Genomic DNA, 24735 nt, shown 5'->3' with positions numbered 1-24735 from the left:
AACCCAAACGGATTTACTTACGTAAGAATTACAAACACGAGAACCCGATTAATGGCAACAAAGTCCCTAAAAAAGCTAGGAAGTGATTTAGCGAAAAGTAATAAACAATTAGAAATTTTATCTAATGGTATTTTTGCAAATGGTGAACTTCCAACATTTAAAAACAAAATTTCGGAAACGAGTCAGTTTCCGCTAAAAGCGAAACCTTTAGAAATTTTACAAATTAACGTCGGTTACATGTGTAACCAAGTTTGTGAGCATTGTCATGTAGATGCAGGTCCAGACCGAAAAGAAATCATGACGCAGGAAACCATGCAACAAATCTTAGATGTTATTAAAACTACTGGTGCGCATACTTTAGATTTAACAGGTGGCGCTCCAGAAATGAACCCTAATTTTAGATGGTTTGTCGAAGAAGCTTCAAAGATTGGTGTCAAAGATTTTATTGTTCGTTCTAATTTAACTATTATTCGTGCAAATAAAAAATATTACGATTTACCTCAGTTTTTCAAAAAACATAACATTCATGTGATAAGTTCTATGCCACATTGGACACGTGGAAAAACCGATAAACAACGTGGTGAAGGGGTTTTCGACATGTCTATAAAAGCATTACAAGAACTAAATGCTGTTGGTTACGGTATGCCAGGAAGCGATTTAAAATTAGACCTAGTATACAACCCTTCTGGAGCCTTTTTACCAGGAGATCAATCTGCTATGGAAAAGGATTTCAAAAAAGCATTGATGGAAGATTTTAGTATACAGTTTCACAACTTATTTGCGATTACTAATTTACCTATCGCAAGATTCTTAGACTTTTTAATAGCTTCAGAAAACTATGAAGATTATATGTATTCTCTAGTGGAAGCTTATAATCCTGCTGCTGTTGCAAATGTCATGTGTACTAACACATTGTCTGTAAGTTGGGATGGCTATTTATTTGATTGTGATTTTAACCAAATGCTAGAATTACCTGTCAACAGTAAATCTAAACATATATCAGAATATAAAACAGAGCTACTGGAAGGTAGAAATATTGTAATTTCTCAACATTGTTATGGCTGCACTGCTGGAGCAGGAAGTAGCTGTCAAGGGGTTGTTGCTTAAGATAAGAACTAAAAGTTTTTCGCTTTCGCGGAATGTATAAATGACTAATAAAACTGCAATTTTAATTTTTTCTAATTCTGCAAAAGAAGATGCCAAACGCAAATCTTTTTCAGATAGCAAATTGTTTGAAACACTTACAAACGATACGATTAAGAAAGTTAAAAAAACAGGTTTACCCTTTTTTCATTTTACCGAAATAGAACAACAAGGCACCAACTTTGGCTCTCGATTTAGCAATGCCATTCAAGCGATTTTTGATAAAGGTTTTACTAACATTATTTCTATAGGAAACGATACCCCACATTTAAAAGCGAAACATTTAAAGCAAGCCAACCGAAAACTAATTCACAACCAATGTGTATTTGGTCCTTCGCAAGATGGCGGCTTTTATTTAATGGGTTTAACAAAAGCTTCCTTTAAAGCGGAAGCATTTAAAAAACTACCGTGGCAAACTCCTACATTAAAAACAGCAACCTTAAGGTTATTCGTTTCTAGTCAAAATGAATTCCAAATTTTAGAAACCTTAAAAGACATCGATTCTTTTCACGATGTGAAAATTATTTTAAACAGCTTCAAAACGGTTTCTAAAGAACTAAAAACACTATTATTACGACTCTGTATTTCCGCGAAAGCGATACCTATATACCTATCCACTTTTTATAGATTACAAGGCAACAATTGCTATTTTAACAAAGGATCTCCTCTATTAGTTTCTATTAAAAACTAAAGGCTTTTAGCCAATATATCACGGAAACTAATCTTTTTTTAATGAAACACATTTACTTATGTGCTTTGCTTTTTGTATGTACATTTAGCTTTGCACAAACTACAATTACTGGAACAATTCGTGCACAAGACGGACAAACATTACCTTACGTAAACATCTTAGCTAGCCAAAATAATGGTACTATATCGGATGAAAACGGACAGTATTCCATTAGCATTTTAGATCAAACACAAAGTCTAACTTTTTCTTTTATAGGTTTTAAAACACAACAAATTTTAATAGATAAACAAATGGTAATTAATGTGACTTTAATAGAAGACACATCTAGTTTAGACGAGGTAGTTATTACTGCTTTAGGGTTAGAAAGAGACACTAAAGAATTGGGTTACGTAGTACAATCTATAAAAAGCAAAGCCATTAACGAGGTGAAATCTGTAAATTTTATAGATAATTTAGCAGGGAAATTAGCAGGCGTAACTGTTTCTCAAGGTGCAACAGGTGTTGGGTCATCCTCAAAAATAACCATTAGAGGAGAATCTTCCTTTTCTAATAACAATCCGCTTTTTGTGGTGGATGGTATACCTATTAATAATAATACCGTTTTTAACTTTACGAACGAAGCTGCTGCTGGTTTTCAAGAAATAGATTTCGGAAATGGCGCCATGGAAGTAAATGCAGATGACATTGAAGAGGTTTCTGTATTGAAAGGACCAAGTGCTGCTGCTTTATATGGTACACGAGCTTCTAACGGAGTTATTGTAATTAAAACCAAAGATGGTAAAAAAACTAAAGGACTAGGTATTAGCATTAATTCTTCTCTATTTATTGAAAATGCTTTTAGATTGCCTGACTTTCAAAATAGTTACGGACAAGGTAATTCTGGACAGTTTGAATATGTAGATGGTCTTGGAGGAGGTATTAATGACAACATCACCTATTCTTGGGGACCACAATTAGATGCAGGTATTTTTGTTCCGCAATTTAATAGCCCTGTAACACTTGCAAACGGAACTATTGTTCGTGGTGGAGATACTGCCTTATACTCTGGCGATGCGATTACACCTACTTTGTTTCAATCGAATCCAGATAACTTAAAAGATTTTTACCAAACTGGAATTACAACCATAAATAATATTGCAATTGCTAACGGATTTGACACTGGTGATTATCGTTTATCTTTTACAGATTTACGAAGCGAATCTATTATTCCCGGTGTGAATTTAGACAGACAAACGGTTGCTGTAAAACTGAACTTTGAGCCTACACAAAAAACTACTTTTTCTACTTCTATATCGTATACAAATGCTACTAGTGATAATAGACCCTCTAATGGTTACGGAAGTGAAAACGTAAATTATAGTTTGGTTGCTTGGGGACCACGAAGCTTAAACATTAACAGTTTAAAAAACTACTGGCAACCTGGTTTAGAAGGCGTACAACAATATAGTTTTAACTATACGTTTTTTGATAATCCGTATTTTATTTTATATGAAAACACCAATAGTTTTGATAGAGATCGTGTGTTTGGAAACCTTGCTATTAAGCAGGAATTCACAGAGCATTTCAATCTACAAGTTAGAACAGGAATGGATTATTCTTCTGAAAAAAGAATACTAAAACGTGCCTATTCTAGTAATCGTTTTCAAAATGGAGCTTACGCAGAACATGATGTCTTTTACAGAGAAGTTAATACTGATTTTTTACTAAACTACAACAATACCTTTGGTGATTTTAAAGTAGATGCATCTATTGGTGGAAACCGATTAAACCAGAAAGAATCAACAAAACAATCACAAACGGTTAGCTTAGCACAACCTGGAATTTTCAATTTAAACAATGCAGCTTCTCCTATTGAAGTCTTTCAGTTTACATCTGAAAAACGTATTAATTCTTTTTATGGTATTGCCAAATTAGGCTACAAAGATTTTCTTTTTTTAGATATTACTGGTCGTAACGATTGGTCTAGTGCTTTAGCTACACCTTTTTCGGTAGATGGCACTTCTTTTTTCTATCCTTCTGCTTCCGCAAGTTTTATTCTATCTAATGTTATCGAACTTCCTAAAGCAGTATCTTTTGCAAAGCTAAGAGCTAGTATTGCTCAAGTTGGTAATGATACCGATCCGTATCAAACTTCAGGCGCATTCATTTCGCAAACCACTTTTAATAGTGAACCTACATTTAGTAATCAAGATTTTATTCCTAATGCTAATCTAAAACCAGAAAGTACCACTAGTTATGAATTTGGAGCAGATCTACGCTTCTTAAAAGATAGAATTCATTTTGATTTCACATACTACCATGCAACCACTAAAGACCAAATTATTTCACTACCAATTCCTATTTCCTCAGGCTATGAACAACAAGTGGTTAATGGAGGAAAAGTAAAAGCTTCGGGAATAGAAATCATTGCAGGATTTACTCCTATTAGAAATACTAATTTTAAATGGAACAGCACCTTTAATTTTGCAAAAAACGAAGCTACTATTGAAGAGTTACCACAAGAAAATGGTCGTCTAACTTTGGCATACAGCCGAATTTATGATAGCGCAGATCAAACCGTTTGGTTTCAAGTAGAGGAAGGTGGACAAATTGGAGATATATACGGAACTGGGTATTTGAAAAATGACAACGGACAATTTATTATCGATGATAATGGAAACTTTATTGCAGATAATAACCTTCAAAAATTAGGAAACTACAACCCCGATTTTACTTTAGGATGGAATAACAATTTTAGCTATAAAAACTGGACTGCAGGCTTTTTATTGGATTGGAGACAAGGTGGAGAAATAGTATCAAGAACTAGTGCTTTAGGAAATGTTGGCGGACAACTAGCGGAAACCGAATATAGACCAGAAGAAGGTATTATTGCCGAAGGTGTTACACAATCTGGACAACCTAACACAGTAGCTATTTCTGCAGAAAGTTATTACAGACAGTACTACGACAGAAACCACGAAGAAAACAATGTCTATGATGCTTCCTACTTAAAACTAAGGCAATTTTCTATTGGCTATACTTTTAATGTAAAAGATGGTTTTTTAGGATTAAAAAATGGAGGAGACATTGGTATTTCTTTAATTGGAAAAAACCTCTTTGCTATTACCGAAAATCCGCATTTTGACCCAGAACAACTAGCAGTTCAAGGAAACGGTTTTATTAGTGGTGTAGAAGACATGAGTTATGCAACATCCCGTAGTTTTGGATTAAAAGCAAGTTTAAATTTTTAATAGAGACACCATGAAAAACATACTATATATATTTAGCTTTTTTACTCTTGTTTTAGCTACAAGTTGCACCAAAGATTTTGAAGAGACTAACACCAACCCTAATGCGCCAAACACCGTACAACCTAGTTTATTACTACGTCAAGTAATATACGATTTTGGAGAAAATATGAGCTACGAAGGTTTTGTTGCTGGCGATTTATTATCGCAACATAGAACCGCTTTAGATTTTAATTTATTTGATAGACATGCTTTAAAATCACCACAATTAGGTGGGAATCCTTGGCCAATTTTCTACACCAATTTACGAGATAATGAAATTATTTTAAACCAATCTAGATCTACTGCAACCTTTCAAGTTTATGAAGGCCCTGCTTTAATTTTAAAAGCATATATGGCTGCTGGTTTAACCGATTTATTTGGTGACGTTCCTTATTTTGAAGCTTTTAACGGTATAGATTTAACAGTAACTCCAACCTATGACACACAAGAAACTATTTACTTAGAAGAAGGAGGGATTTTAGATAATCTAGATAAAGGTATTGCTGCCATTGAAAACTATAATTTATCTATTCCGTTAGAAGGAGATATTTTATTTAATGGCGATTTAAACGCATGGATCATATTTGCAAATAGTTTAAAACTAAAATATTTACTAAGAATTTCAAGCAAAATAGAGGTTTCTGAAGACATACAAAACCTGTATAACGAAGGTCTTTTTATTTCAACCACAGCGGAAAATGCTATTTTCAATTTTACAAATACAGATCCTAATAGCTTTAGATTAGCACAATTACGCGTTGGAGATTTTAATAACTTTGTACTATCAGAAACGATGGAAGAAATTTTATCCCACTTAAATGACGATAGAATAAACACCTTTTTCAAACCTTTTGAAAACGCAACTTCTAACCAATTTAACGGACTAATTAATGGTATTGATGCTGCTTCTACTTCTATTGTTTTAGCAGATTATTCTTTAGGAGGAAGCGCTTTTAGAGAAGACACTTCGGTTTTAGATGCTAATTTCATGACGTCCTGGGAAGTCTATTTTATTTTAGCAGAAGCCGCAACTAAAGGATATATTTCTGCTAACGCACAAGAGTTATACGAAACTGGAATTATACAAGCTTTTGAATACTGGCAAACCGAATTACCTGCTAGCTATTTAACAGGGAATGCAGCTTTTAATGCAGTAGGGACAACACCATTACAACAAATAATTACACAGAAGTGGATTGCAAATCTAATTAATGGGTATGAAGGATGGATAGAATATAACCGTACAGGTTTCCCTGAATTTAATGCTATTTCAGCAAGTTTGAATAATGGATTAATTCCAGTTAGAATGCCATATCCCGCAGAAGAAGAAGCCTTAAATGCAGAAAATTATAACCAAGCGGCAACAGCAACTAATGGTAATGATATTAATTTTCCGGTTTGGTGGAATGAAAATTAAAAGGAAAAATAATTTATGAGTACAGAAAATTGGCAATGGCTTTTAGTTGTAGGATCAAGTTTAATCTTGTTTTTACTATCTCCGTATGCAAAAACAACAGATGCTTTTTTTAAAGCAACGCATAACAAAAAGTCACCAAACGTTTTAGTGTTAACAGGTAGCTTAATAATCTCTTGGATTTTTGCAAAAAGTATTACCGTTGCTGCTAATTTAGGTTTAGATTTCGGACTTGTTGGTGGTGTTGCGTATGCAGGATACTACTTGAGTTTTGCCGTTGCAGGTGTACTGATCTACCAATTACGAACCAAAGGAGGTTACACAAGTATACATGATTTTTTAACTAGTAAATTTGGCAAGAAAGCAGTTGCTATATTCACCTTTCTAATCATTATTAGATTGTTTAATGAGGTATGGAGTAACACCATGGTTATAGGTTCTTATTTTGGGGAAACAGGAAGTACCAGTTATTATACTGCAATAATTGTATTTACTGTACTAACCCTTAGCTACGCTATAAAAGGTGGTTTAAGCAGTTCTATTTTTTCAGATGTCATACAGATGGTTTTATTTTCGGTATTACTAATTATAATTCTTTACACTATTTTTTCGGTGGAAACCTTTACCGCAAAAAACATAACAACTTCTGGAACTTGGAGTTTTGAATTGGGTTTAAATTTATTTTTTGCGGCAATTATTCAGTCCTTTAGCTATCCATTTCATGATCCTGTTTTAACAGATAGAGCTTTTATTAGCTCCCCAAAAGTGACTAGGAAAAGTTTTTTATGGGCTAGCTTTTTTGGTGCATTATGCATTGTTCTTTTTAGTTTGATTGGTGTATATGCAAAAACACAAGGCATAAAAGGACAGGCAGCTGTTCAAGTAGGTAAAGCATTTGGTTTAGTAATATTACTAGTAATAAACTTTATTATGATTACCTCAGCTGCATCTACATTAGACTCTACCTTTTCTTCTTTTTCTAAATTATTAGCGGTTGATTTAGGCTTAGGCAAAAATCTAACTTTTGGAAGATTTGCAATGGTTGGTATTGCGGTATTGGGTACCATTCCAATCTTTTTTAATGCTGAAATACTATCCGCAACTACTATTTCTGGAACGATGGTTATCGGACTTACACCCATTTTCTTATTCTGGAAATATGAAGTACCAAAAATTAGCTTTTACCTAAGTATTGGTTGTGGTATACTTTTTGGTTTATTATTAATATTTAAAGCTTTTCCTAATGCTTTAATTTTTACTCAAGGCCGCTATGCAGACCTACTTTGGATTAATGTTTGGGGAATTTTCAGTTGTAACCTTATATATTTCGTTCCTAGATGGATAAAAAAATAAAACATATTGGTACATTAAACGGTAAAGTATTACTTTTTGGTGGTATTTATAGCAATCTTCAAGCTTTAGAAGCCCTTAAAGCTATTGCTGAACAAAAAGGAATTGCACCAGAAAACTGTATTTGTACAGGAGACATTGTTGGCTATTGTGCGCAACCTGAAGAAACGGTTCAACTTTTAAAACTATGGAAAGCAAAAAGCATTTTAGGAAATGTAGAAATTCAATTAACAGAAGGTGAAGCAGATTGTGGATGTGATTTCACTGCAGGTTCACGTTGTGATGGCTTTTCAAAATTATGGTATCCATTTGCCCAAAGTAAGCTTAGTAAAAATGCTATAGATTATTTAGCTACTTTTCCAGATCACATCACTTTTAACTATGCAAATAAAAAAGTAACGGTTGTACATGGTGACTATTTTAATGTATCTGAATTTATCTTCAAATCTACAGATTGGTCTATCAAACAAAGAACAATAGAAGCAACCAATAGTGATGTTATTGTTGCTGGACATTGTGGTTTACCTTTTTATCAGCAAAAAAACAATAAATTATGGTTAAATCCTGGTGTAATTGGTATGCCAGCAAACGATGGAACACCACAAGTATGGTATGCAATTTTAGAAGAAGTACATGGCGAAATGAAATTTACACATCACAATCTCGACTATAATTACAAGTTAACCAACACATTAATGAGTAACGGTTTTCTACCAGAAGAATATGCCAGAACTATTGTTACTGGAATTTGGGATAACACAGAAATTTTACCTGCAATCGAAAGTGGATTACAAGGTTTTGGGATAACATTATAATGCAAAAAACAACACACATGAAATATACATTAATTATTCTTTTCACTTTTTTATCTACAGCAATGCTAGCACAAAAAAATCTTGAAGATTTATTAAAACAATATAATGACAAAGGCATTCCATACATTAGTGTAGAAGAACTCGCCATGCCAAAAACTAACGCTATATTATTAGATACTAGAGAGCCAAAAGAATATGAGGTAAGTCATTTAAAAGATGCTGTTTCTGTTGGTTATGATCATTTTGATATTGCTTCCGTAGAAAAACAATATCCTAATAAAGACGAAAAAATTGTGGTCTATTGTTCTTTAGGTATTAGAAGTGAAACCGTTGGTGAAAAACTAAAAGAAGCAGGATATACTAATGTCTACAATTTATATGGAGGTATTTTTGAATGGAAAAACAAAGATTTTAGCGTGATCGATTCCGAAGAAAAAGAAACAGAAAAGATTCACACCTTCAATAAAGAATGGAGTAAATGGCTAGAAAAAGGAGAAAAAATTTATGAAGAAACTCCTAAAAAAAAGAAGAAAAAAAACAAATCCAATTAAACCAAACGTAAAGCAACTAAATGCACAAAAATTTAATCATTACATTTACTAGAAACCCAGAATTAGGTAAGGTAAAAACACGATTAGCAAAAACGATTGGAGACCAATCTGCTTTAAACATCTACACCTTTTTATTAGAACACACCGAAAAAACCATTAGAAACATAGACAGCGACAAAGCGGTGTATTACTCGGTTAGCATTAGAGAAAAAGATATTTGGGATAACAAAATCTACCAAAAACACCAACAACAAGGAAACGATTTAGGTGTTAGAATGCAAAATGCTTTTAAGGCAGGTTTTGCTGCTGGATATAAAAAAATTGTCATTGTTGGTAGTGATTTATTCGACTTACAACCCAAACACCTAAACGAAGCTTTTAAAGCCTTAGATAAAAACGATGCAGTTATTGGTCCTGCTGAAGATGGAGGATATTATCTTTTAGGAATGAAAACAATATTACCTTCCGTTTTTGAAACAAAAGAATGGGGAACAGATACGGTTTTTAATAACACCATAAAAGATTTACAAAATTTTAAGACCTACCATCTGGAAAAGTTAAATGATATTGATACTTTTGAAGATATGGAGCATAATTCCACATTAAAAAAACTATTAATTACACATGATTAAATATATAAACGAAACCGTAGAATATCTTCAAGAAAAAGGTTTTGAAAAACCAGAAATAGGAATTATTCTTGGTACAGGACTTGGGCAACTTTTAAAGGAAATAAACATTTTAAAAGAAGTAAGCTATAATCATATTCCAAATTTTCCAACAGCTACAGTAGAGTTTCACAAAGGAAAACTTATCTATGGAGAATTAGAAGGTAAAAAAGTAATAGTAATGCAAGGCCGTTTTCATATATATGAAGGTTACTCACTACAAGATGTCACCTACCCTGTTCGTATTATGGAAAAATTAGGTATAACAACCTTATTAGTTTCTAATGCTTCTGGTGCAATAAACACCAACTTTAAAAAAGGGGAGTTGATGCTCATTGAAGACCATATAAATCTTCAAGGTAGCTCTCCTCTAGCGTTTAAAGGAGTTTCAGAACTTGGAGAACGTTTTACAGACATGAGCGCTCCTTATGATGCAAACATTAATGAAAGTTTTAAAGCTATTGCAACAGCAAATAATATAAAACTACACGAAGGTGTTTACGTTAGTGTTGTAGGTCCGCAATTAGAAACTAGAGCAGAATATAGAATGCTTAAAATTATTGGTGCAGATGCTGTTGGTATGAGTACCGTTCCAGAAATTATTGTTGCAAATCATTTAAATTTAAAAGCTGCCGCAGTCTCTGTCTTAACAGATGAATGTGATCCAGAAAACCTAAAACCAGTAAACATTGATGAAATTATTGCCATGGCTGCAAAAGCAGAACCAAACATGATTACATTATTTAAAGAATTAATAAAAAATCTATAAAAGAAATAGTCTTAGATTAAATCTTAATACTATCTAATAGCCATTAGAGGAACAAACTATTTATTTCTCTAATGGCTCTATTGATTTAAGAAATGACGTAAAAGAAAACGAAAATAAAAAAATGTTATTTTTACCTTACATTTTCGACTGAAGCATCACATGGAAAAATATATAGACATCATAAAAAATTCCTATTCTGGGTATTTTAACTACCTAAAAAATGAACTAATTTCTATTAACCATTGGGACAATTATTTTTACGGATTAATAATTATTTCTTTAGTGGTTTGGGGGTTAGAAATTGCATTTCCATGGCGAAAAAATCAATCTGTTTTTAGAAAAGATTTTTGGTTAGACACCTTTTACATGTTTTTCAATTTCTTTTTGCTAAATCTAATTGTTCTTATTGCCTTATCGAATACAGCAGCTGCTTTTTTTGATGATATTTTAGGTGCTTTTAATCTATCTATTTTTAGCTTCCAATTATTTGATGTAGATAACTTACCAAGAGCATTAGGCTTATTTATTTTCTTTTTGGTTAGTGATTTTATGCAGTGGAATACGCATCGATTACTACATCGCATACCCATGTTTTGGAACTTTCATAAAGTACACCATTCTGTAAAAGAAATGGGCTTTGCTGCACACTTACGCTACCATTGGATGGAGCCAGTACTCTATAAATCTATGCTATACATTCCGCTAGCAATTATTGGTGGTTTTGACGCACAAGATGTTGCAATCGTTCACTTTTTTGCGATTACTATTGGACATTTAAATCATGCAAATTTAGGTTGGGATTACGGTGTATTAAAATATGTTTTTAACAATCCTAAAATGCATATCTGGCACCATGTAAAAGAATTACCAGAAGGGGTTACATATGGAATTAATTACGGAATTACATTAAGTATTTGGGATTACATTTTTAAAACAAACCACATTCCTTATGATGGTAGAGATATCGAACTTGGTTTTGAAGGTGACGAAAATTTTCCAAAAAATTTTATTAGTCAAGAAATATATCCTATAAATAAAAACACTTCTAAATAACGCACCTCTTGTGTAAGGTAACTCAATAAGTTTTGACGAATAGAGAAACAAATACTATGAAATATTTTAGTCTGATTTTTTTTGCTATTCTAATCAGTTCTTGTTCCTCTACAAAACAAGTAGTAAACAACAACGAGAATGTAAAAGAAGAAACTACTACTATAAAAGCCCAAGAGGGTACACCTGAAGTTGAAGTTGAAGTTGAAGAACTTATTAAAAACGAAATACCCGAATCACCTCAACCAGCTAAATTAGAAGTAGCAAACAGTATAGAACATAATATTAAAGAAACTTTTAACCACGAAACATGGAATACATTATTACATAAAAATGTAACCGAAACTGGTAATGTAAACTACGTATCCTTTAAAAAAAACTCAACCGAATTACGTATTTACATAGATTCTTTAGCTGACAACATGCCAAATGAAGCATGGACAAAAGAAGATAAACTAGCATATTGGATAAATGCCTACAATGCTATGACCGTAGATTTAATTATTAGAAATTATCCCGTAAAGAGCATTAAAGATATTAAAGACCCGTGGGAGCAACGCTTATGGAAACTTGGCAATAAATGGTATAATCTTGATGAAATTGAGCATCAAATTTTACGAAAAATGGAAGAACCAAGAATACATTTTGCAATTGTTTGCGCATCATATTCTTGTCCGAAATTACAAAACGAAGCTTTTACTGCAAGTAAATTAGAAGCACAATTAACAGCGGCTACCAAAGGTTTTTTAGCAGATAATAATCGAAACGAGATTTCTTCAAATACTATTAAGATTTCAAAAATTTTTCAATGGTTTTCTAAAGATTTTAAACAAAACGGGAATCTTATTGATTTCTTAAACACTTATACAGAAATAAATATTTCTTCCAACGCAAAAAAGAGTTATAAAGATTACAATTGGGATTTGAATGAATAAAATTTCTATCCTCATTCCAATATTAAACGAATCAGATACTATTAAAAATCTGCTATCCCATTTATATGAAAATATTTCTCGAAAAAATAATATTGAAATACTTGTTGTGGATGGAGGAAGCACAGATGGGTCTCAAGAAATAGTTCGTAATTTTAAAACTAGCATCTCGAAAGTAGTTGAGAAGTCTTTAATAGGTAACGACTACATGCAACCGGGCATTCAAATAATTCCTTCAGAAAAAGGAAGAGCGAAACAAATGAATCTTGGTGCAAAACATGCTTCCGGAAACATTCTTTACTTTTTACATGCAGACTCTTTTCCGCCAAAAAACTTTGACCAATACATTATTAATGCTGTAAAAAACAACAACCTAGCAGGTTGTTTCAGGATGCAATTTAACAGCAATCATTGGTGGTTACGTTTGGCGAGTTGGTTTACAAAGTTTAACTGGAAAGCCTGTAGAGGAGGAGATCAAAGTCTGTTTATTACTAAGGATTTATTTAATAGTATTGGAGGTTTTAGTGAAAACTATGTTATTTATGAAGACATTATTTTAATAAACAAACTGTATGCTAAAAAGGAATTTATTGTGCTAAATAAAAAAATAAGAACCTCAGCAAGATTGTATAAAAAACATGGGGTTTGGAAATTACAATATCACTTTTTAATGATTTATATCAAAAAAGGGTTTGGTGCTTCAGCAGAAGATTTATATGCCTATTACAAAAAACATATTGCTTAAAACATTCTATTTATTCCTTCCTTTTTCATTAGGATATAAGGTATACACAGGATCACTTTGAAAATAAGCCTTAGTATCAATATTTAATGCAGAAAGCTTGCCTTTAAAGGCCACACCAGTATCTACATTCCAAACATTTACAGCATTGGTGGGAACATCTAAATTAAAATTTGTAGTTGGAGTATGTCCAATATAAATTTCGAAATAATGCTTTAACCTATTTGGATACAATAAAGAATTCTTTGTAATACTTTTATCCATAGCTAGTACCATTTCCCAAAGTGTTCTATCGGTATAAAAAGTTGCTTTATTCATCTCTCTTCCAATACCATGTGGTGAGGTAAATCCTGCGTGTAAAAACAGCCGTTGTTTATCATCCAACATACAAAGTCGCATGTTTTTAAAAAACTGGAGATGTATTTTTTTATCGGTCTCAGAGAAGGTTTTATAACTCTCTATGGTTTCTTTTCCTCCATGAATCAACCAGGTTTGATTAATACTGCCTGTTTCTAACCATTGTTCACACCAAAGATCATGGTTTCCTTTTATAAACGTACAATGATTTTGTTTTGAAAACTCTATTAGAAACTGAATCACTTGTGCTGCCTCACTCCAACCATCTACATAGTCTCCTAAAAAAATAAAAGCATCATCTGTCGTTATTTCAATACGACTCAATAGTTGTTCTAATGCTTTTAGCCCGCCATGAATATCTCCAATTGCCAGTGTTCTATAATGTTTCATTTAATAATTCTATTGTAAAATTGATAACGAACAGTAAATATTGGTATTCCTTTTTTAAAATGCAGGTAATATTACTTTAATAAATCTTTAATTTTAGGATCTTTGATTACTAAAAATACTGTCCGATACCAAAAACCAGACCTTGTGTTTCTCCTTTTGTAATTCCGAAACCATAATCTATTCTAAAAATAGCATTAAAAATACGCTTATGTATTAGTCTAAAACCAATACCAGAAAAAACTCTAATATTTTTTGACTTACTAAAATCACTTAAATCACCACCAGGATTTCGCCAAGTACCGGCATCGACGAAAGCATTTCCTTGAATTGCAAACCAATTTTTGTCTAATAGTGTTTGTCTATATTCGGTATTAACAACAATAGCACCTGTACCTCTATCAATCGTATTACCAACGCCTCTTAAATTCACATTATTATCTACAGAAAAAGGTGCAAATGGTGTTTTATCATTACTAGATAAACCAAGACGCAATCTATTTGCCCAATTTCCTTTGTTACCTATTCTTTTATAAAAATGAAAATCATTCCATCCAATTAAAAAGTTGGATACATCTTTACTTGTAGAAGTTACATATTGAAAATTAAACAAACTTTTAAATCCAGACACATATTGGTAATAATAGTCTAAATTATTATATTCATAAATCCCTTTATACAATAGCTTTTTTACGGAAAACCCCTGTGGAACCGAAGGGCTTGTTGCTCCATTTAAATACTTATATTCTTCAAGAAAATAGTTAAGACCTACTTCAAAACGATTATTAAAATTAGGTTGATAAAGTGTTAAAACCTCATAGGATTTATTTTTATACTTGTAATTTGCTGAAGTATTATTAAAAAAAACAGGTTCTTCTGTATTTAAATCTTGATGGTTAACTGCCAAACCAAAGGCTCGACTAAATAAAAAAGGAGCTCTAAGGTTTATACCATAAGAACTAAATATATCTTTTTGATAAAAACCTCCAAAAATAATGTTTTGGCCTAGAGTATTAAATTCATACAAACCAATACGATATGCAAATTCATCATCATTAGTTGTGTAGATACTTAATGATGGAATAATAGTAAAATTCTCTTCTATAGTATAAAACACATTATAACTATTATCGTGAGAATGAAAAACTTGATAATAGGCATGCGATACTGCAGGTAAACGTTTTAAGCGTTTTATATCTTCCTCTAAAATCATAGAGTCTAAAACTTTACCTGCTTGTGCTTTAGATATTTTTTTTATTAATGAAGACTTCAGTTTTTTGTTTCCTTGTACTTTCACATCTAAAACTGTTTGCTCTTGTGCTAAAGAAAAAGCCGAGAACAAAGAAAAAAAAAGTATAAATGCTATATAAGTTATTTTCATTTATTGGATTCAAAATGTGCTTTAATGATACCTTCTACTGGTTTATTTTGAGGGGTAAATTGACTATTATTTTCGCCACCTACATTTTCATGATCGTGAAACCATTTCCATAAAAAACCTCCAGCAAACCAATCTTCTTTCCAAAAAGTGTCAAACAGCGCTTTAGTAGTATTATTCTGTGCTTCAAAATTTACAGTATCCATACTTCTATCGGAATTCCAAGGTTCTTTCCCTGCAAAATCGACACTTCGGTATCCATATTCGGTAAATAATATTGGTTTATTATAAGCATCAGCAATCTCTTTAATTATTGGCTTATGTGTTTTCCAACCTTCTAAGCATTCTTCTATAGTTGGTGTTTTACTTTCACTAACAGGGAAATAAGCGTCTACTCCAATATAGTCTAATGCATTCCAGAAAGGGGTTCTTTTAAATTCGTCCCAATTGGCTGCATAAGTGAGTTTTCCTTTATATATCTTTTTAATAGCAATAATTAAAGTATTCCAATACTCAGGTCTATGATTTACAAATTGTTCTAATTCTGTGCCAATGCAAAAAATATCTGCATGGATTTCTTCCGCTAATTTGGCATATTCCAATATAAAACTAGAATACGATGTTTCAAGTTTTTGCCAATCGGCTTCGCTTTCCATTTTAATGTAACCTGTAAATTGTCCTCTTGAAACCCAAATTTGAGGCTTAATCATTATTTTTATGCCTTTAGCCTCTAAGCTTTTAGCATACTGCTCTACACCAACTCTACTTTCTCCATACCATTGCCTTTTAGTGTTGTAGACAACTTCGGGATTATTTAGATCCCTAATAAACCCAAAAGGCATTACTGCTGCATAATTGGCATGAATTTCGGCTACAGGGTTTACATGTTCTTCTGTAACAGCAGTTCTAGAAGCAACAAAACTTACGCCATTAATTTTTGTTTGCGATGTGCAGGATTGCAACGCACAGCATAGAAAAACTAAAAAAAATTTACAGTATTTCATTCTTTCAAATTATTCATGAAATATAAGAAAAAGATCCCGCTAATACAGCGGGAGAATGCATGTATTCATTATTAAACGTATTTTACAATAACGCTCTAAGTCCTAAACTAAAAGTGCTTCCTAAACCTTGAAAATTATTTCCTCTTACAATTTTACCATAAGAGGCTTCTATGTTTAATGCTTGCGTTAATTGGTATTTCCCACCAAAACCTAATTGGGTATAATTTTGTTCAAATTCATTTCCTAAATCCATTAAAAAGGCTTGTTGGGCATTTACAAATAATGTAGATTTAGAAGATGGAAAATAACTTAGAAATGCACTTACAGGCAAAAACAAACTATTATTAGCAAAACGCTCCCCCACATTAACAGCATCGCCACTTTCTAAGGCATCTGTAGTAGTTTCTCCAAAATTAAAACCAAAATCGGCTTCTGTAAATATCTGCCAGTCTCCACCACCAAAAGTCTTATCATAGAAAAATTTCGTTTCCCAAAAAGTACTTCTCTTATCTAAATATGCTGGTACATCTTTATCTTCAAAAACGGCAAAGTATACAGAACTTGTAAAAGAGAAATTAGGCACACTAGCAAAAGGTTGTACACGTATAGAAGGAGCAATAGTTGTTAAACCACTTCTAGAGTCTATTCCATTGTTTTCAAAATCAAAAACACTAAAGGCGTCCTGTCCTCCATAATTATTTGCTCTAACCTGAATAATTAAACCTACATTTATTCTAGAATTTTTACTTATTCCTGTATAAACCTCTGTGGTATTTGTGAAAAAATTTTGTCTATCAATATCAAAAGATTTTCCTGTACCATCACCTGTAGTTTTTGTTTGTGTATACAGGCTATTAAAAAACTTGATATCCCATTGTCCTTTTTTTAATAATTTAGAAGGTGTATAAGTTTGAATATTGCTTCCTTCATTTTGGTCTTCTTCTTGAGAAAAACCAGCAAAATTAATTACTAATGCGATTGCTAAGACTAGTGTTTTTTTCATTTTTATATTTTTCATTATTGTTCTTTTATTACTTCATTACTGTTTATTAATTCTCCAATCATATTCAAAGTAGGTTAACGTATAGTCTGTTGGAATTTTTTCTGTTCTTATCGTGTTTATATATTCTATTTCAGTTGTTCCGTTTTTAGTAAAATCTTCTTTATACCATTCTAAAATCTTAGAACCCTCTACTTGTTTCTTTTTAGGGTTTATTTTTATAAAATAAGTTCCATTTAAAGCTAACACTGTTTGCTTTTGCAATTGTTTTTCTAAGGTACTTGGCAGGTATGCTTTACTAATTAATGGAGGGCAACCAACTGCGCCACACACCAAAACAAAATGAAAACGAGGATCTTTAAACGGAGCTCTTAGCAGCGTGTTTTCAATGGTGTTTAGGGTTACTTTCTCTCCTGCTAAAGTGTATTTTGTTTTATCAAAAAAACCGCTATCCTCTAATGGGGATTTAGTAGGATAATTAGTTACTAACCCTTTAATAACTGATAAATTATAAGCATTTATCCAGAATGCCTGATAGTTTTTAGCGTCTTCTTTATTTATAGTAATATTTGCTGCTAGCTCTAATACTTCGTTAAGTGATTTTGTATCCTTTTTAATAGATTCGTAGTCTACTTTTCCATTTACAACATTTGCTTGCAAAAACTTATCTGCTTGTTTAAAAAAAGTTTCTAAGTTTTGTGCTTTTGCGGAAAGACTTCCTAGCAAAACAAACACAATTAGTATGGTATTTTTCATAGTATTATTTTATTTAATTCGTAGACGTCTTGCTGAAAAAATCCAGTCAAAAACAGTATTCAAAATCGTAATAACTTTTGCTTCAGTCTTAAATGTTTCTTAAAACTTTCAAAAAAAATAAAAAAAACCAACGTCTACATGCATTGAAAAACCTTACATCTCAATCCAATTTATATTAATTCTAAATATGGAATACCAATTAAGTTTTTATCTTGTATCTCGACCTAACCTTCAGTACAATTTAAAACCAACCTAAATATGGAACATGTAGTTATTATAGGAAATGGAATTTCTGGTGTAACAGTAGCTAGACACATTCGAAAAAATTCGGATAAAAAAATCACTATCATCTCTGGAGAAACTGATTATTTCTTTTCTCGTACCGCTTTAATGTACATATATATGGGACATATGAAGTTTGAGCATACACAACCTTATGAAAATTCATTTTGGAAAAAAAACAAAATAGAACTAAAAAAAGGGTTTGTAGAAACTATAGATACAGACACTAAAACCCTACAATTTACAGAAGGAGACAGCTTACAATATGACACTTTAGTACTAGCAACTGGAAGTAAACCTAATAAATTTGGTTGGCCAGGACAAGACTTAAAAGGTGTTCAAGGCTTATATAGCAAACAAGATTTAGATACTTTAGAAGAAAACGCACCAAATAACAAAGCTTGCAATCGAGCGGTAATAGTTGGTGGTGGTTTAATAGGAATTGAAATGGCAGAAATGCTAAATTCTAGAAGTATTCCAGTTACTTTTTTAGTAAGAGAAAATAGTTTTTGGAATGGCGTTTTACCTGAAGGTGAAAGCGCTATGATTAATAGACACATTAAAAACCACCATATTGATTTGCGTTTATCTACCAATTTAAAAGAGATAAAATCGGATGAAAACGGAAGAGTTAAATCTATAGTAATTGCAGAAACCGATGAGGAAATTGCTTGTAATGTGGTTGGCTTAACGGCAGGAGTTTCTCCGAATATAGCATTTTTAAAAACTTCTAATATCGAAACTGGTAGGGGTATTTTAGTAAACAGAAAACTAGAAACAAATATTCCTAATGTATATGCTATTGGAGATTGCGCAGAGCAACGTGAAGGTGGTATTGGAGAGCGAAGACCTATTGAAGCCGTTTGGTATACAGGTAGAATGATGGGAGAAGCTTTAGCACAAACTATTTGTGGAAACCCTACAGAATACAAACCAGGACATTGGTTTAACTCGGCAAAATTTTTAGATATTGAATACCAAACCTATGGTTGGGTATTTTCTAAACCTAGAGAAAATGAAGCACATTTTCATTGGAAACACGAAGACGACACCAAATGTATTACGGTTTGTTATAGCACGGTAGACAATACCTTTCTTGGTATTAATACTTTCGGAATTAGAATGCGTCATGAAGTATTTGACCGTTGGCTAACCGAAAAACGGGATATAGATTTTGTAATGCAACATCTAGCAGAAGCTAATTTTGATCCGGAATTTTATAAGCACTTTGAGAAAGAAATTCTCCTTGCTTACACAAACAAACTACAAACCGCATAATCCCTAAAAATAATGAGTAACAAGATCGATCATAGCATGTCTTTGGCAACACCAGACGCCTTAAACATAACTACAAAACAAAAATTAGCATTAGCCACTGGTCTAGTTGGTTTATGCATCCTAGTGTTAGCTTTGTTTAATATTAACTTTCCTAATCGAGCAGTATTTTTAGCGATTTCTTTAGGTTTAATTACAGGAGGTACCATTCTATATTCTAGAGAGGCATATCTTCATAAATTAGAAGGAATAAAAAATGATGGTGTTTGGTTTAAGTCTATTTCCTCTCGTGGTGTTTTAGGTTGGGCTTTAGGTGTGGTATTAACGGTATTTTATATTGTTCTGTATTTTTATCCGCAATATCTAGGCCTTGGTGTAGATGGTGCAGCAAATACTGGTTTAATTGCACTTTTCGATCCTTTAAGTAACCTTTTAAGTGGTAATAATGCTAGTCAATGGTTTGTTTACGGTACCTTATACACAGTAGCAATATTAGCTTTTGGTTACAAGTTTATGCTAAAATATAGACACAATCGCTATCAACAATTACGTACTGCATCGGTTATGTTTTTTCAAACTGCTTTTGCATTTGTAATTCCAGAATTAATGGCGCGTTTAAATTCTGATGATTTCTCCTTACCCTACAACGACCTTAAAAACATGTGGCCTTTAAACTACTATGCCTTTGATCAATGGCGAGTGGATCAATTTATAAATGCACAAACCGTTGGACTATTTTTCTTAATCTTAGGAGTAGTCATGATTTTTGTTATCTCTCCTTTTTTAACTTATAAATATGGAAAAAGATGGTATTGCTCCTGGGTTTGTGGTTGTGGAGGACTAGCAGAAACTGCTGGAGATTCTTTTAGGCAATTAAGCGACAAAGGAGTTAAAGCATGGAAATTTGAACGTTGGATGATTAATTCTGTTCTTGTATTCTCTGTGGTAACCACTGTTGCCGTAATCTCTACCTATTTAGGTTATGATTCCGAAAAATATTGGTTCACAAAAAATGTATTCTTAATTAGTATTGGAGTTTTCTTAACTGTTTTGCTTGCTGGAATTCTATATTTCAAAAGAAAAGAATTAAACAAAAGTGCGTTTAGAGGTGCTATTGGTTTTTATGTATTAACCATCGCTTTTTTAATTTTCTTTTCCTTTTTCGATTTAAGTCAGATAAAAATTAACGCTAGCTATTTTTCTTTCGGTATAAACCAAAACACCTATAACTTCGATAGCGCATTACGTACTTTTTACGGATTTGGAATTGGTTCCATATTCTCTGGAGTAATTGGTACAGGTTTTTACCCAATATTAGGAAATAGAGCTTGGTGCAGAATGGGTTGTCCAATGGCAACTATTATGGGAATTCAACAACGTTTATTCTCAAGATTTAGAATTACTACCAATGGCGGACAATGTATTTCTTGTGGTAACTGTTCTAACAGTTGTGAAATGGGAATTGACGTTCGTGCCTATGCACAAAAAGGAGAAAACATTGTAAGGTCCAGCTGTGTTGGTTGCGGGGTTTGTTCTGCGGTTTGCCCAAGAGGTGTGTTAAAATTAGAAAATGATAGTATGGATGGAAGAATTAATCCGACTGAGATATTACTAGGTAACGATGTAGATCTAATGGACTTACTAAATAAAAACTAGTTAGCTTTATTTCTTTTTAAATTTAAAATGAAAAACCTTCTATTACTTTTTATAATCCTTTTAAGTGGTAACGTTTTCGCGGAAAAAAAGTACTCGAAAACCTATTATAAAAATGGAAATTTAAAAGCAGAAGGTTGGATAGAAAACAAAGAAAAAACGCAATACTGGAAATTCTATTACCAAAACGGAAGCATTGAAAAAGAAGGTGCATTCAAAACCGATTTAGAAAATGGTTTTTGGAAATTCTATTACAAAAACAAAAATCTAGAAGCCCAAGGGCATTTCTTAAACGGAAAACGATCTGGTTTTTGGGCTTATTTTTTTCAAAACAAAAGTAAAAACAAACAAGGCTATTTTGAAAATAATTTAGAAACAGGTTTTTGGAAAACGTTTTTCTCTAATGGAAAACTGCAACAAGAAGGCAATTACAATCAAGGCATACCTAATAATTACTGGAAATTCTATTACAATAATGGTAAACTAAAAAAAGAAGGTACCTTTGCAAACGGAAAACCAATACAATACTGGAAAAATTATTTTGACAATGGCACTTTACAATCCGAAGGCCTTTTTATAAATGGAAAAGAAAATGGGTTTTGGAAATATTATTTTAATAATGGAAAAAAATCAAAATCTGGCACTTTTAAATTAGGCTTGGAAACCCAATATTGGATGTTCTATACCAAGAATGGAACTAAAGAAAAAGAAGGGCATTTTAAAAATGGAAAAAAAATAGACTGGTGGTTATTTTATGATGAAAACGAGAAAATAAATCATAAGTGCCAACTAAAAAACAACTTAAAAAACGGCTATTGCTTACTATATAATAAGGAAGAAATAATAGCAGCAAGTAAATATTCCGAAGGAAAAAAAATTAAAACGTGGACCGATATAGCAACGTTTAAAAAAGAGAATAAACTAAGTGACCTCAAATAAATGCCCAAAATAAAAGTAATAATACCTGCTTATAATGAGCAAGATTCTATAGCGAATGTGGTTCAGGACATTCCTAAAACAGTCGACGAAATTATTGTCATTAGTAACAACTCTACCGATGCCACAGAAGAAAACGCGAAAAATGCTGGAGCAATTGTTTTAACCGAAAATAAGAAAGGATATGGATATGCTTGTTTAAAAGGCATGGATTACGTTGCAAAACAAGCACACAAACCAGACATTATTGTTTTCTTAGATGGAGATTATAGCGATTTCCCACAAGAACTATCCAAGCTCATACAACCAATTATAGAAAACAATACAGACTTTGTTGTAGGTGCAAGGGTAAAAGAATTACGGGAAGTTGGTTCTATGACACCGCAACAAATTTTTGGGAATTGGTTAGCTACTTTTTTAATGAAGCTCTTTTTTGGCGCAACGTTTACAGACCTTGGTCCTTTTAGAGCTATTAAATATAATAAATTACTAGCGCTAAACATGGAAGACAAGACCTATGGCTGGACCGTAGAAATGCAATTAAAAGCATTAAAACAAAAGTTAACCTATGTAGAAATACCTGTACATTACAGAAACAGAATTGGTGTTTCTAAAGTTTCAGGAACCGTAAAAGGAAGTGTTTTTGCAGGAATTAAAATACTTGGTTGGATCTTTAAATACAGCTTTAAAAAATGATTTTAGAAACCATCATCATCATAATATACTCTACTGCTTTACTGCTAATTTTCTTTTATGCATTAGCACAATTAAACCTATTATTTAATTATATCGCTGCTCAAAAAAAAGAAGACCATTCCCCAAAATTCAATTTAAAAAGCACAAAAGAAACTCCATTTGTAACTATTCAACTTCCTGTTTATAACGAGTTATATGTTATGGAACGTTTGTTAGATAATATTGCAGAAATGGATTATCCAAAAGACAAACTAGAAATTCAGGTTTTAGATGATTCTACCGACGAAACTATAGAAACTACAGCCCAACAAATTGAGAAACTTAAAGCAAGTGGCTTAGATATAAAACACATCTGTAGAACCAATAGAAAAGGATTTAAAGCTGGAGCGCTAAAGGAAGGTTTAGAAATTGCTAAAGGAGAATTTATTGCTATTTTTGATGCCGATTTCCTTCCTAATAAAAACTGGTTAAAACAAACCATTCCACATTTTAAAGACACTCAAATTGGTGTGGTACAAACCCGTTGGGCACATATAAATAGAAACTATTCTACATTAACAAAAATTCAAGCTTTTGCATTAGATGCACATTTTACCTTAGAACAAGTTGGTAGAAACAGTAAAGGCCACTTTATTAATTTTAATGGCACAGCTGGTGTTTGGCGAAAAACCTGCATAATTGATGCTGGAAACTGGGAAGGGGATACCCTTACCGAAGATTTAGATTTAAGTTACCGAGCACAATTAAAAAACTGGAAATTCAAATATTTAGAAGATGTAGAAACTCCAGCAGAATTACCAGTGGTAATAAGTGCAGCACGATCGCAACAGTTTCGATGGAACAAAGGTGGTGCAGAAAACTTTAGAAAAATGCTATTAAATGTTCTTAAAAGCAAAAATATTTCTACCAAAACAAAAGTACACGGCATATTACATTTACTAAACTCCACCATGTTTTTAAATGTACTAATTGTTGCTATTTTAAGTATACCAATGCTTTACATAAAAAATGAATATGCACATTTAAAAAATTACTTTTATGTAATGAGTTTCTTTGTAATAAGCACACTTATTTTCTTTATATGTTATTGGTACATGTATAAAAAAACCTACGGTAATACCGTGAAAAATTTCATACAGTACATTGCTTTGTTTTTTACTTTTTTCTCTATAGCGATGGGTTTTTCTTTGCATAATTCTATTGCTGTTATAGAAGGTCATTTTGGTAAACGAAGCGATTTTGTACGTACACCAAAATTCAATATTAATAGTATAAAAGATAGTTGGAAAGGCAATAAATACTTAAAGAAAAACATTTCAGCACATGTAATTATTGAAGGTATATTAATGCTCTATTTTGCTTTTGGTATGTACAGCGCTTTTGTAGTTGGCGACCAAGGAGGAGATTTCGGGCTTTTCCCTTTTCACCTCATGCTTTTTATTGGTTTCGGATTTGTATTTTTTAAATCTCTAACCTCTAAAGCCTAATTTATTGGGCGTTACCTAAAGGTCGCGCTCTCACTACTCGCTCTCTTTGAGGAGCTCAAACAAACCGTTCCATCGCTAACGCAGCTACAGCTTACATGTTCAAAATTCACTTGTTAATAAGAACAGTATC

At 32.3% G+C, this 24735-nt stretch carries 22 protein-coding genes; 17 read left to right on the top strand and 5 right to left on the bottom strand.

The window, feature by feature from the left end; all coding sequences use genetic code 11:
• Nucleotides 1-51: 51 nt before the first annotated feature.
• The 12 genes from arsS to ACVC3Y_RS16435 all read left to right on the top strand — a co-directional run bounded on the left by arsS (nucleotide 52) and on the right by ACVC3Y_RS16435 (nucleotide 13397).
• Nucleotides 52-1107 carry an arsenosugar biosynthesis radical SAM (seleno)protein ArsS gene (gene arsS, locus ACVC3Y_RS16490; RefSeq protein WP_452227492.1) on the top strand — a complete coding sequence of 352 codons (1056 nt, stop codon included), beginning with the start codon at nucleotides 52-54 and terminating at the stop codon, nucleotides 1105-1107.
• A gap of 40 nt (nucleotides 1108-1147) precedes the next feature.
• Nucleotides 1148-1834 carry a TIGR04282 family arsenosugar biosynthesis glycosyltransferase gene (locus ACVC3Y_RS16485; RefSeq protein ID WP_452227491.1) on the top strand — a complete coding sequence of 229 codons (687 nt, stop codon included), beginning with the start codon at nucleotides 1148-1150 and terminating at the stop codon, nucleotides 1832-1834.
• A gap of 41 nt (nucleotides 1835-1875) precedes the next feature.
• On the top strand, nucleotides 1876-5064 hold the full coding sequence (locus ACVC3Y_RS16480) for a SusC/RagA family TonB-linked outer membrane protein (RefSeq protein ID WP_452227490.1): 3189 nt from the start codon (nucleotides 1876-1878) through the stop codon (nucleotides 5062-5064).
• A 10-nt stretch (nucleotides 5065-5074) separates the two neighbouring features.
• Nucleotides 5075-6520 (top strand): SusD/RagB family nutrient-binding outer membrane lipoprotein, encoded by a 1446-nt coding sequence (locus ACVC3Y_RS16475; protein ID WP_452227489.1) that lies wholly within the window; start codon nucleotides 5075-5077, stop codon nucleotides 6518-6520.
• 15 nt (nucleotides 6521-6535) lie between these two features.
• Entirely contained in the window at nucleotides 6536-7870 is a 1335-nt protein-coding gene (locus ACVC3Y_RS16470) for a sodium:solute symporter (RefSeq protein WP_452227488.1), read from the top strand.
• A complete protein-coding gene (locus ACVC3Y_RS16465; RefSeq protein ID WP_452227487.1) occupies nucleotides 7855-8682 on the top strand; it encodes a metallophosphoesterase family protein in 828 nt (275 codons plus the stop codon). Before ACVC3Y_RS16470 ends, ACVC3Y_RS16465 begins: the two co-directional genes overlap by 16 nt.
• 17 nt (nucleotides 8683-8699) lie before the next feature.
• Nucleotides 8700-9233, top strand: coding sequence for a rhodanese-like domain-containing protein (locus tag ACVC3Y_RS16460; protein ID WP_452227486.1), 534 nt, complete (start codon nucleotides 8700-8702; stop codon nucleotides 9231-9233).
• A 20-nt stretch (nucleotides 9234-9253) separates the two neighbouring features.
• A complete protein-coding gene (locus tag ACVC3Y_RS16455; protein WP_452227485.1) occupies nucleotides 9254-9865 on the top strand; it encodes a TIGR04282 family arsenosugar biosynthesis glycosyltransferase in 612 nt (203 codons plus the stop codon).
• On the top strand, nucleotides 9858-10670 hold the full coding sequence (locus ACVC3Y_RS16450; RefSeq protein WP_452227484.1) for a purine-nucleoside phosphorylase: 813 nt from the start codon (nucleotides 9858-9860) through the stop codon (nucleotides 10668-10670). The genes ACVC3Y_RS16455 and ACVC3Y_RS16450 overlap by 8 nt, the downstream gene beginning before the upstream one ends.
• Nucleotides 10671-10829: 159 nt before the next feature.
• Nucleotides 10830-11723: a sterol desaturase family protein gene (locus ACVC3Y_RS16445; protein ID WP_452227483.1), complete on the top strand. Its 894-nt coding sequence runs from the start codon at nucleotides 10830-10832 to the stop codon at nucleotides 11721-11723.
• 56 nt (nucleotides 11724-11779) lie between these two features.
• Entirely contained in the window at nucleotides 11780-12655 is an 876-nt protein-coding gene (locus ACVC3Y_RS16440; RefSeq protein ID WP_452227482.1) for a DUF547 domain-containing protein, read from the top strand.
• Nucleotides 12648-13397 (top strand): TIGR04283 family arsenosugar biosynthesis glycosyltransferase, encoded by a 750-nt coding sequence (locus ACVC3Y_RS16435; protein ID WP_452227481.1) that lies wholly within the window; start codon nucleotides 12648-12650, stop codon nucleotides 13395-13397. The genes ACVC3Y_RS16440 and ACVC3Y_RS16435 overlap by 8 nt, the downstream gene beginning before the upstream one ends.
• Before the next feature lie 6 nt (nucleotides 13398-13403).
• Here ACVC3Y_RS16435 and ACVC3Y_RS16430 read toward each other — a convergent pair whose 3' ends face one another.
• The 5 genes from ACVC3Y_RS16430 to ACVC3Y_RS16410 all read right to left on the bottom strand — a co-directional run bounded on the left by ACVC3Y_RS16430 (nucleotide 13404) and on the right by ACVC3Y_RS16410 (nucleotide 18276).
• Nucleotides 13404-14141, bottom strand: coding sequence for a metallophosphoesterase family protein (locus tag ACVC3Y_RS16430; RefSeq protein WP_452227480.1), 738 nt, complete (start codon nucleotides 14139-14141; stop codon nucleotides 13404-13406).
• A gap of 109 nt (nucleotides 14142-14250) precedes the next feature.
• On the bottom strand, nucleotides 14251-15519 hold the full coding sequence (locus tag ACVC3Y_RS16425) for a BamA/TamA family outer membrane protein (protein ID WP_303420528.1): 1269 nt from the start codon (nucleotides 15517-15519) through the stop codon (nucleotides 14251-14253).
• Nucleotides 15516-16520, bottom strand: a complete 1005-nt coding sequence (locus ACVC3Y_RS16420; RefSeq protein WP_452227479.1) for a glycoside hydrolase family 113 — start codon at nucleotides 16518-16520, stop codon at nucleotides 15516-15518. Before ACVC3Y_RS16420 ends, ACVC3Y_RS16425 begins: the two co-directional genes overlap by 4 nt.
• Before the next feature lie 82 nt (nucleotides 16521-16602).
• Nucleotides 16603-17523, bottom strand: a complete 921-nt coding sequence (locus ACVC3Y_RS16415; RefSeq protein ID WP_303420532.1) for a hypothetical protein — start codon at nucleotides 17521-17523, stop codon at nucleotides 16603-16605.
• 36 nt (nucleotides 17524-17559) lie between these two features.
• Nucleotides 17560-18276 carry a DUF547 domain-containing protein gene (locus tag ACVC3Y_RS16410; RefSeq protein WP_452227478.1) on the bottom strand — a complete coding sequence of 239 codons (717 nt, stop codon included), beginning with the start codon at nucleotides 18274-18276 and terminating at the stop codon, nucleotides 17560-17562.
• 258 nt (nucleotides 18277-18534) lie between these two features.
• On the opposite strand from ACVC3Y_RS16410, the gene ACVC3Y_RS16405 reads away from it, so the two are divergent.
• From ACVC3Y_RS16405 to ACVC3Y_RS16385, 5 genes are read left to right on the top strand one after another with little or no spacing between them, the layout of a single operon-like run.
• Nucleotides 18535-19836, top strand: coding sequence for an NAD(P)/FAD-dependent oxidoreductase (locus ACVC3Y_RS16405; RefSeq protein WP_452227477.1), 1302 nt, complete (start codon nucleotides 18535-18537; stop codon nucleotides 19834-19836).
• Between the two features lie 12 nt (nucleotides 19837-19848).
• Entirely contained in the window at nucleotides 19849-21489 is a 1641-nt protein-coding gene (locus tag ACVC3Y_RS16400) for a 4Fe-4S binding protein (RefSeq protein ID WP_452227476.1), read from the top strand.
• Nucleotides 21490-21516: 27 nt separating this feature from the next.
• Nucleotides 21517-22425, top strand: coding sequence for a toxin-antitoxin system YwqK family antitoxin (locus tag ACVC3Y_RS16395; RefSeq protein WP_452227475.1), 909 nt, complete (start codon nucleotides 21517-21519; stop codon nucleotides 22423-22425).
• Nucleotides 22426-23118 (top strand): glycosyltransferase family 2 protein, encoded by a 693-nt coding sequence (locus tag ACVC3Y_RS16390; protein ID WP_452227474.1) that lies wholly within the window; start codon nucleotides 22426-22428, stop codon nucleotides 23116-23118.
• A complete protein-coding gene (locus ACVC3Y_RS16385; RefSeq protein WP_452227473.1) occupies nucleotides 23115-24605 on the top strand; it encodes a cellulose synthase family protein in 1491 nt (496 codons plus the stop codon). The genes ACVC3Y_RS16390 and ACVC3Y_RS16385 overlap by 4 nt, the downstream gene beginning before the upstream one ends.
• Nucleotides 24606-24735 lie beyond the last annotated feature (130 nt).

The sequence above is a fragment of the Lacinutrix cladophorae genome (assembly GCF_053604645.1).
The sequence above is the reverse complement of the archived record's forward strand: the minus strand, read 5'-3'. Positions and strand labels throughout refer to the sequence as shown.

Excerpts from the sequence above, each read along its gene's own strand:
- ACVC3Y_RS16455 (WP_452227485.1), top strand. The coding sequence starts at position 9,254 with ATGCACAAAAATTTAATCATTACATTTACTAGAAACCCAGAATTAGGT.
- ACVC3Y_RS16470 (WP_452227488.1), top strand. The coding sequence starts at position 6,536 with ATGAGTACAGAAAATTGGCAATGGCTTTTAGTTGTAGGATCAAGTTTA.
- ACVC3Y_RS16445 (WP_452227483.1), top strand. The coding sequence starts at position 10,830 with ATGGAAAAATATATAGACATCATAAAAAATTCCTATTCTGGGTATTTT.
- ACVC3Y_RS16460 (WP_452227486.1), top strand. The coding sequence starts at position 8,700 with ATGAAATATACATTAATTATTCTTTTCACTTTTTTATCTACAGCAATG.
- arsS (WP_452227492.1), top strand. The coding sequence starts at position 52 with ATGGCAACAAAGTCCCTAAAAAAGCTAGGAAGTGATTTAGCGAAAAGT.
- ACVC3Y_RS16400 (WP_452227476.1), top strand. The coding sequence starts at position 19,849 with ATGAGTAACAAGATCGATCATAGCATGTCTTTGGCAACACCAGACGCC.
- ACVC3Y_RS16390 (WP_452227474.1), top strand. The coding sequence starts at position 22,426 with ATGCCCAAAATAAAAGTAATAATACCTGCTTATAATGAGCAAGATTCT.
- ACVC3Y_RS16385 (WP_452227473.1), top strand. The coding sequence starts at position 23,115 with ATGATTTTAGAAACCATCATCATCATAATATACTCTACTGCTTTACTG.
- ACVC3Y_RS16480 (WP_452227490.1), top strand. The coding sequence starts at position 1,876 with ATGAAACACATTTACTTATGTGCTTTGCTTTTTGTATGTACATTTAGC.
- ACVC3Y_RS16420 (WP_452227479.1), bottom strand. The coding sequence starts at position 16,520 with ATGAAATACTGTAAATTTTTTTTAGTTTTTCTATGCTGTGCGTTGCAA.
- ACVC3Y_RS16435 (WP_452227481.1), top strand. The coding sequence starts at position 12,648 with ATGAATAAAATTTCTATCCTCATTCCAATATTAAACGAATCAGATACT.
- ACVC3Y_RS16415 (WP_303420532.1), bottom strand. The coding sequence starts at position 17,523 with ATGAAAAAAACACTAGTCTTAGCAATCGCATTAGTAATTAATTTTGCT.
- ACVC3Y_RS16395 (WP_452227475.1), top strand. The coding sequence starts at position 21,517 with ATGAAAAACCTTCTATTACTTTTTATAATCCTTTTAAGTGGTAACGTT.
- ACVC3Y_RS16485 (WP_452227491.1), top strand. The coding sequence starts at position 1,148 with ATGACTAATAAAACTGCAATTTTAATTTTTTCTAATTCTGCAAAAGAA.
- ACVC3Y_RS16430 (WP_452227480.1), bottom strand. The coding sequence starts at position 14,141 with ATGAAACATTATAGAACACTGGCAATTGGAGATATTCATGGCGGGCTA.
- ACVC3Y_RS16410 (WP_452227478.1), bottom strand. The coding sequence starts at position 18,276 with ATGAAAAATACCATACTAATTGTGTTTGTTTTGCTAGGAAGTCTTTCC.
- ACVC3Y_RS16405 (WP_452227477.1), top strand. The coding sequence starts at position 18,535 with ATGGAACATGTAGTTATTATAGGAAATGGAATTTCTGGTGTAACAGTA.
- ACVC3Y_RS16465 (WP_452227487.1), top strand. The coding sequence starts at position 7,855 with ATGGATAAAAAAATAAAACATATTGGTACATTAAACGGTAAAGTATTA.
- ACVC3Y_RS16425 (WP_303420528.1), bottom strand. The coding sequence starts at position 15,519 with ATGAAAATAACTTATATAGCATTTATACTTTTTTTTTCTTTGTTCTCG.
- ACVC3Y_RS16475 (WP_452227489.1), top strand. The coding sequence starts at position 5,075 with ATGAAAAACATACTATATATATTTAGCTTTTTTACTCTTGTTTTAGCT.
- ACVC3Y_RS16440 (WP_452227482.1), top strand. The coding sequence starts at position 11,780 with ATGAAATATTTTAGTCTGATTTTTTTTGCTATTCTAATCAGTTCTTGT.
- ACVC3Y_RS16450 (WP_452227484.1), top strand. The coding sequence starts at position 9,858 with ATGATTAAATATATAAACGAAACCGTAGAATATCTTCAAGAAAAAGGT.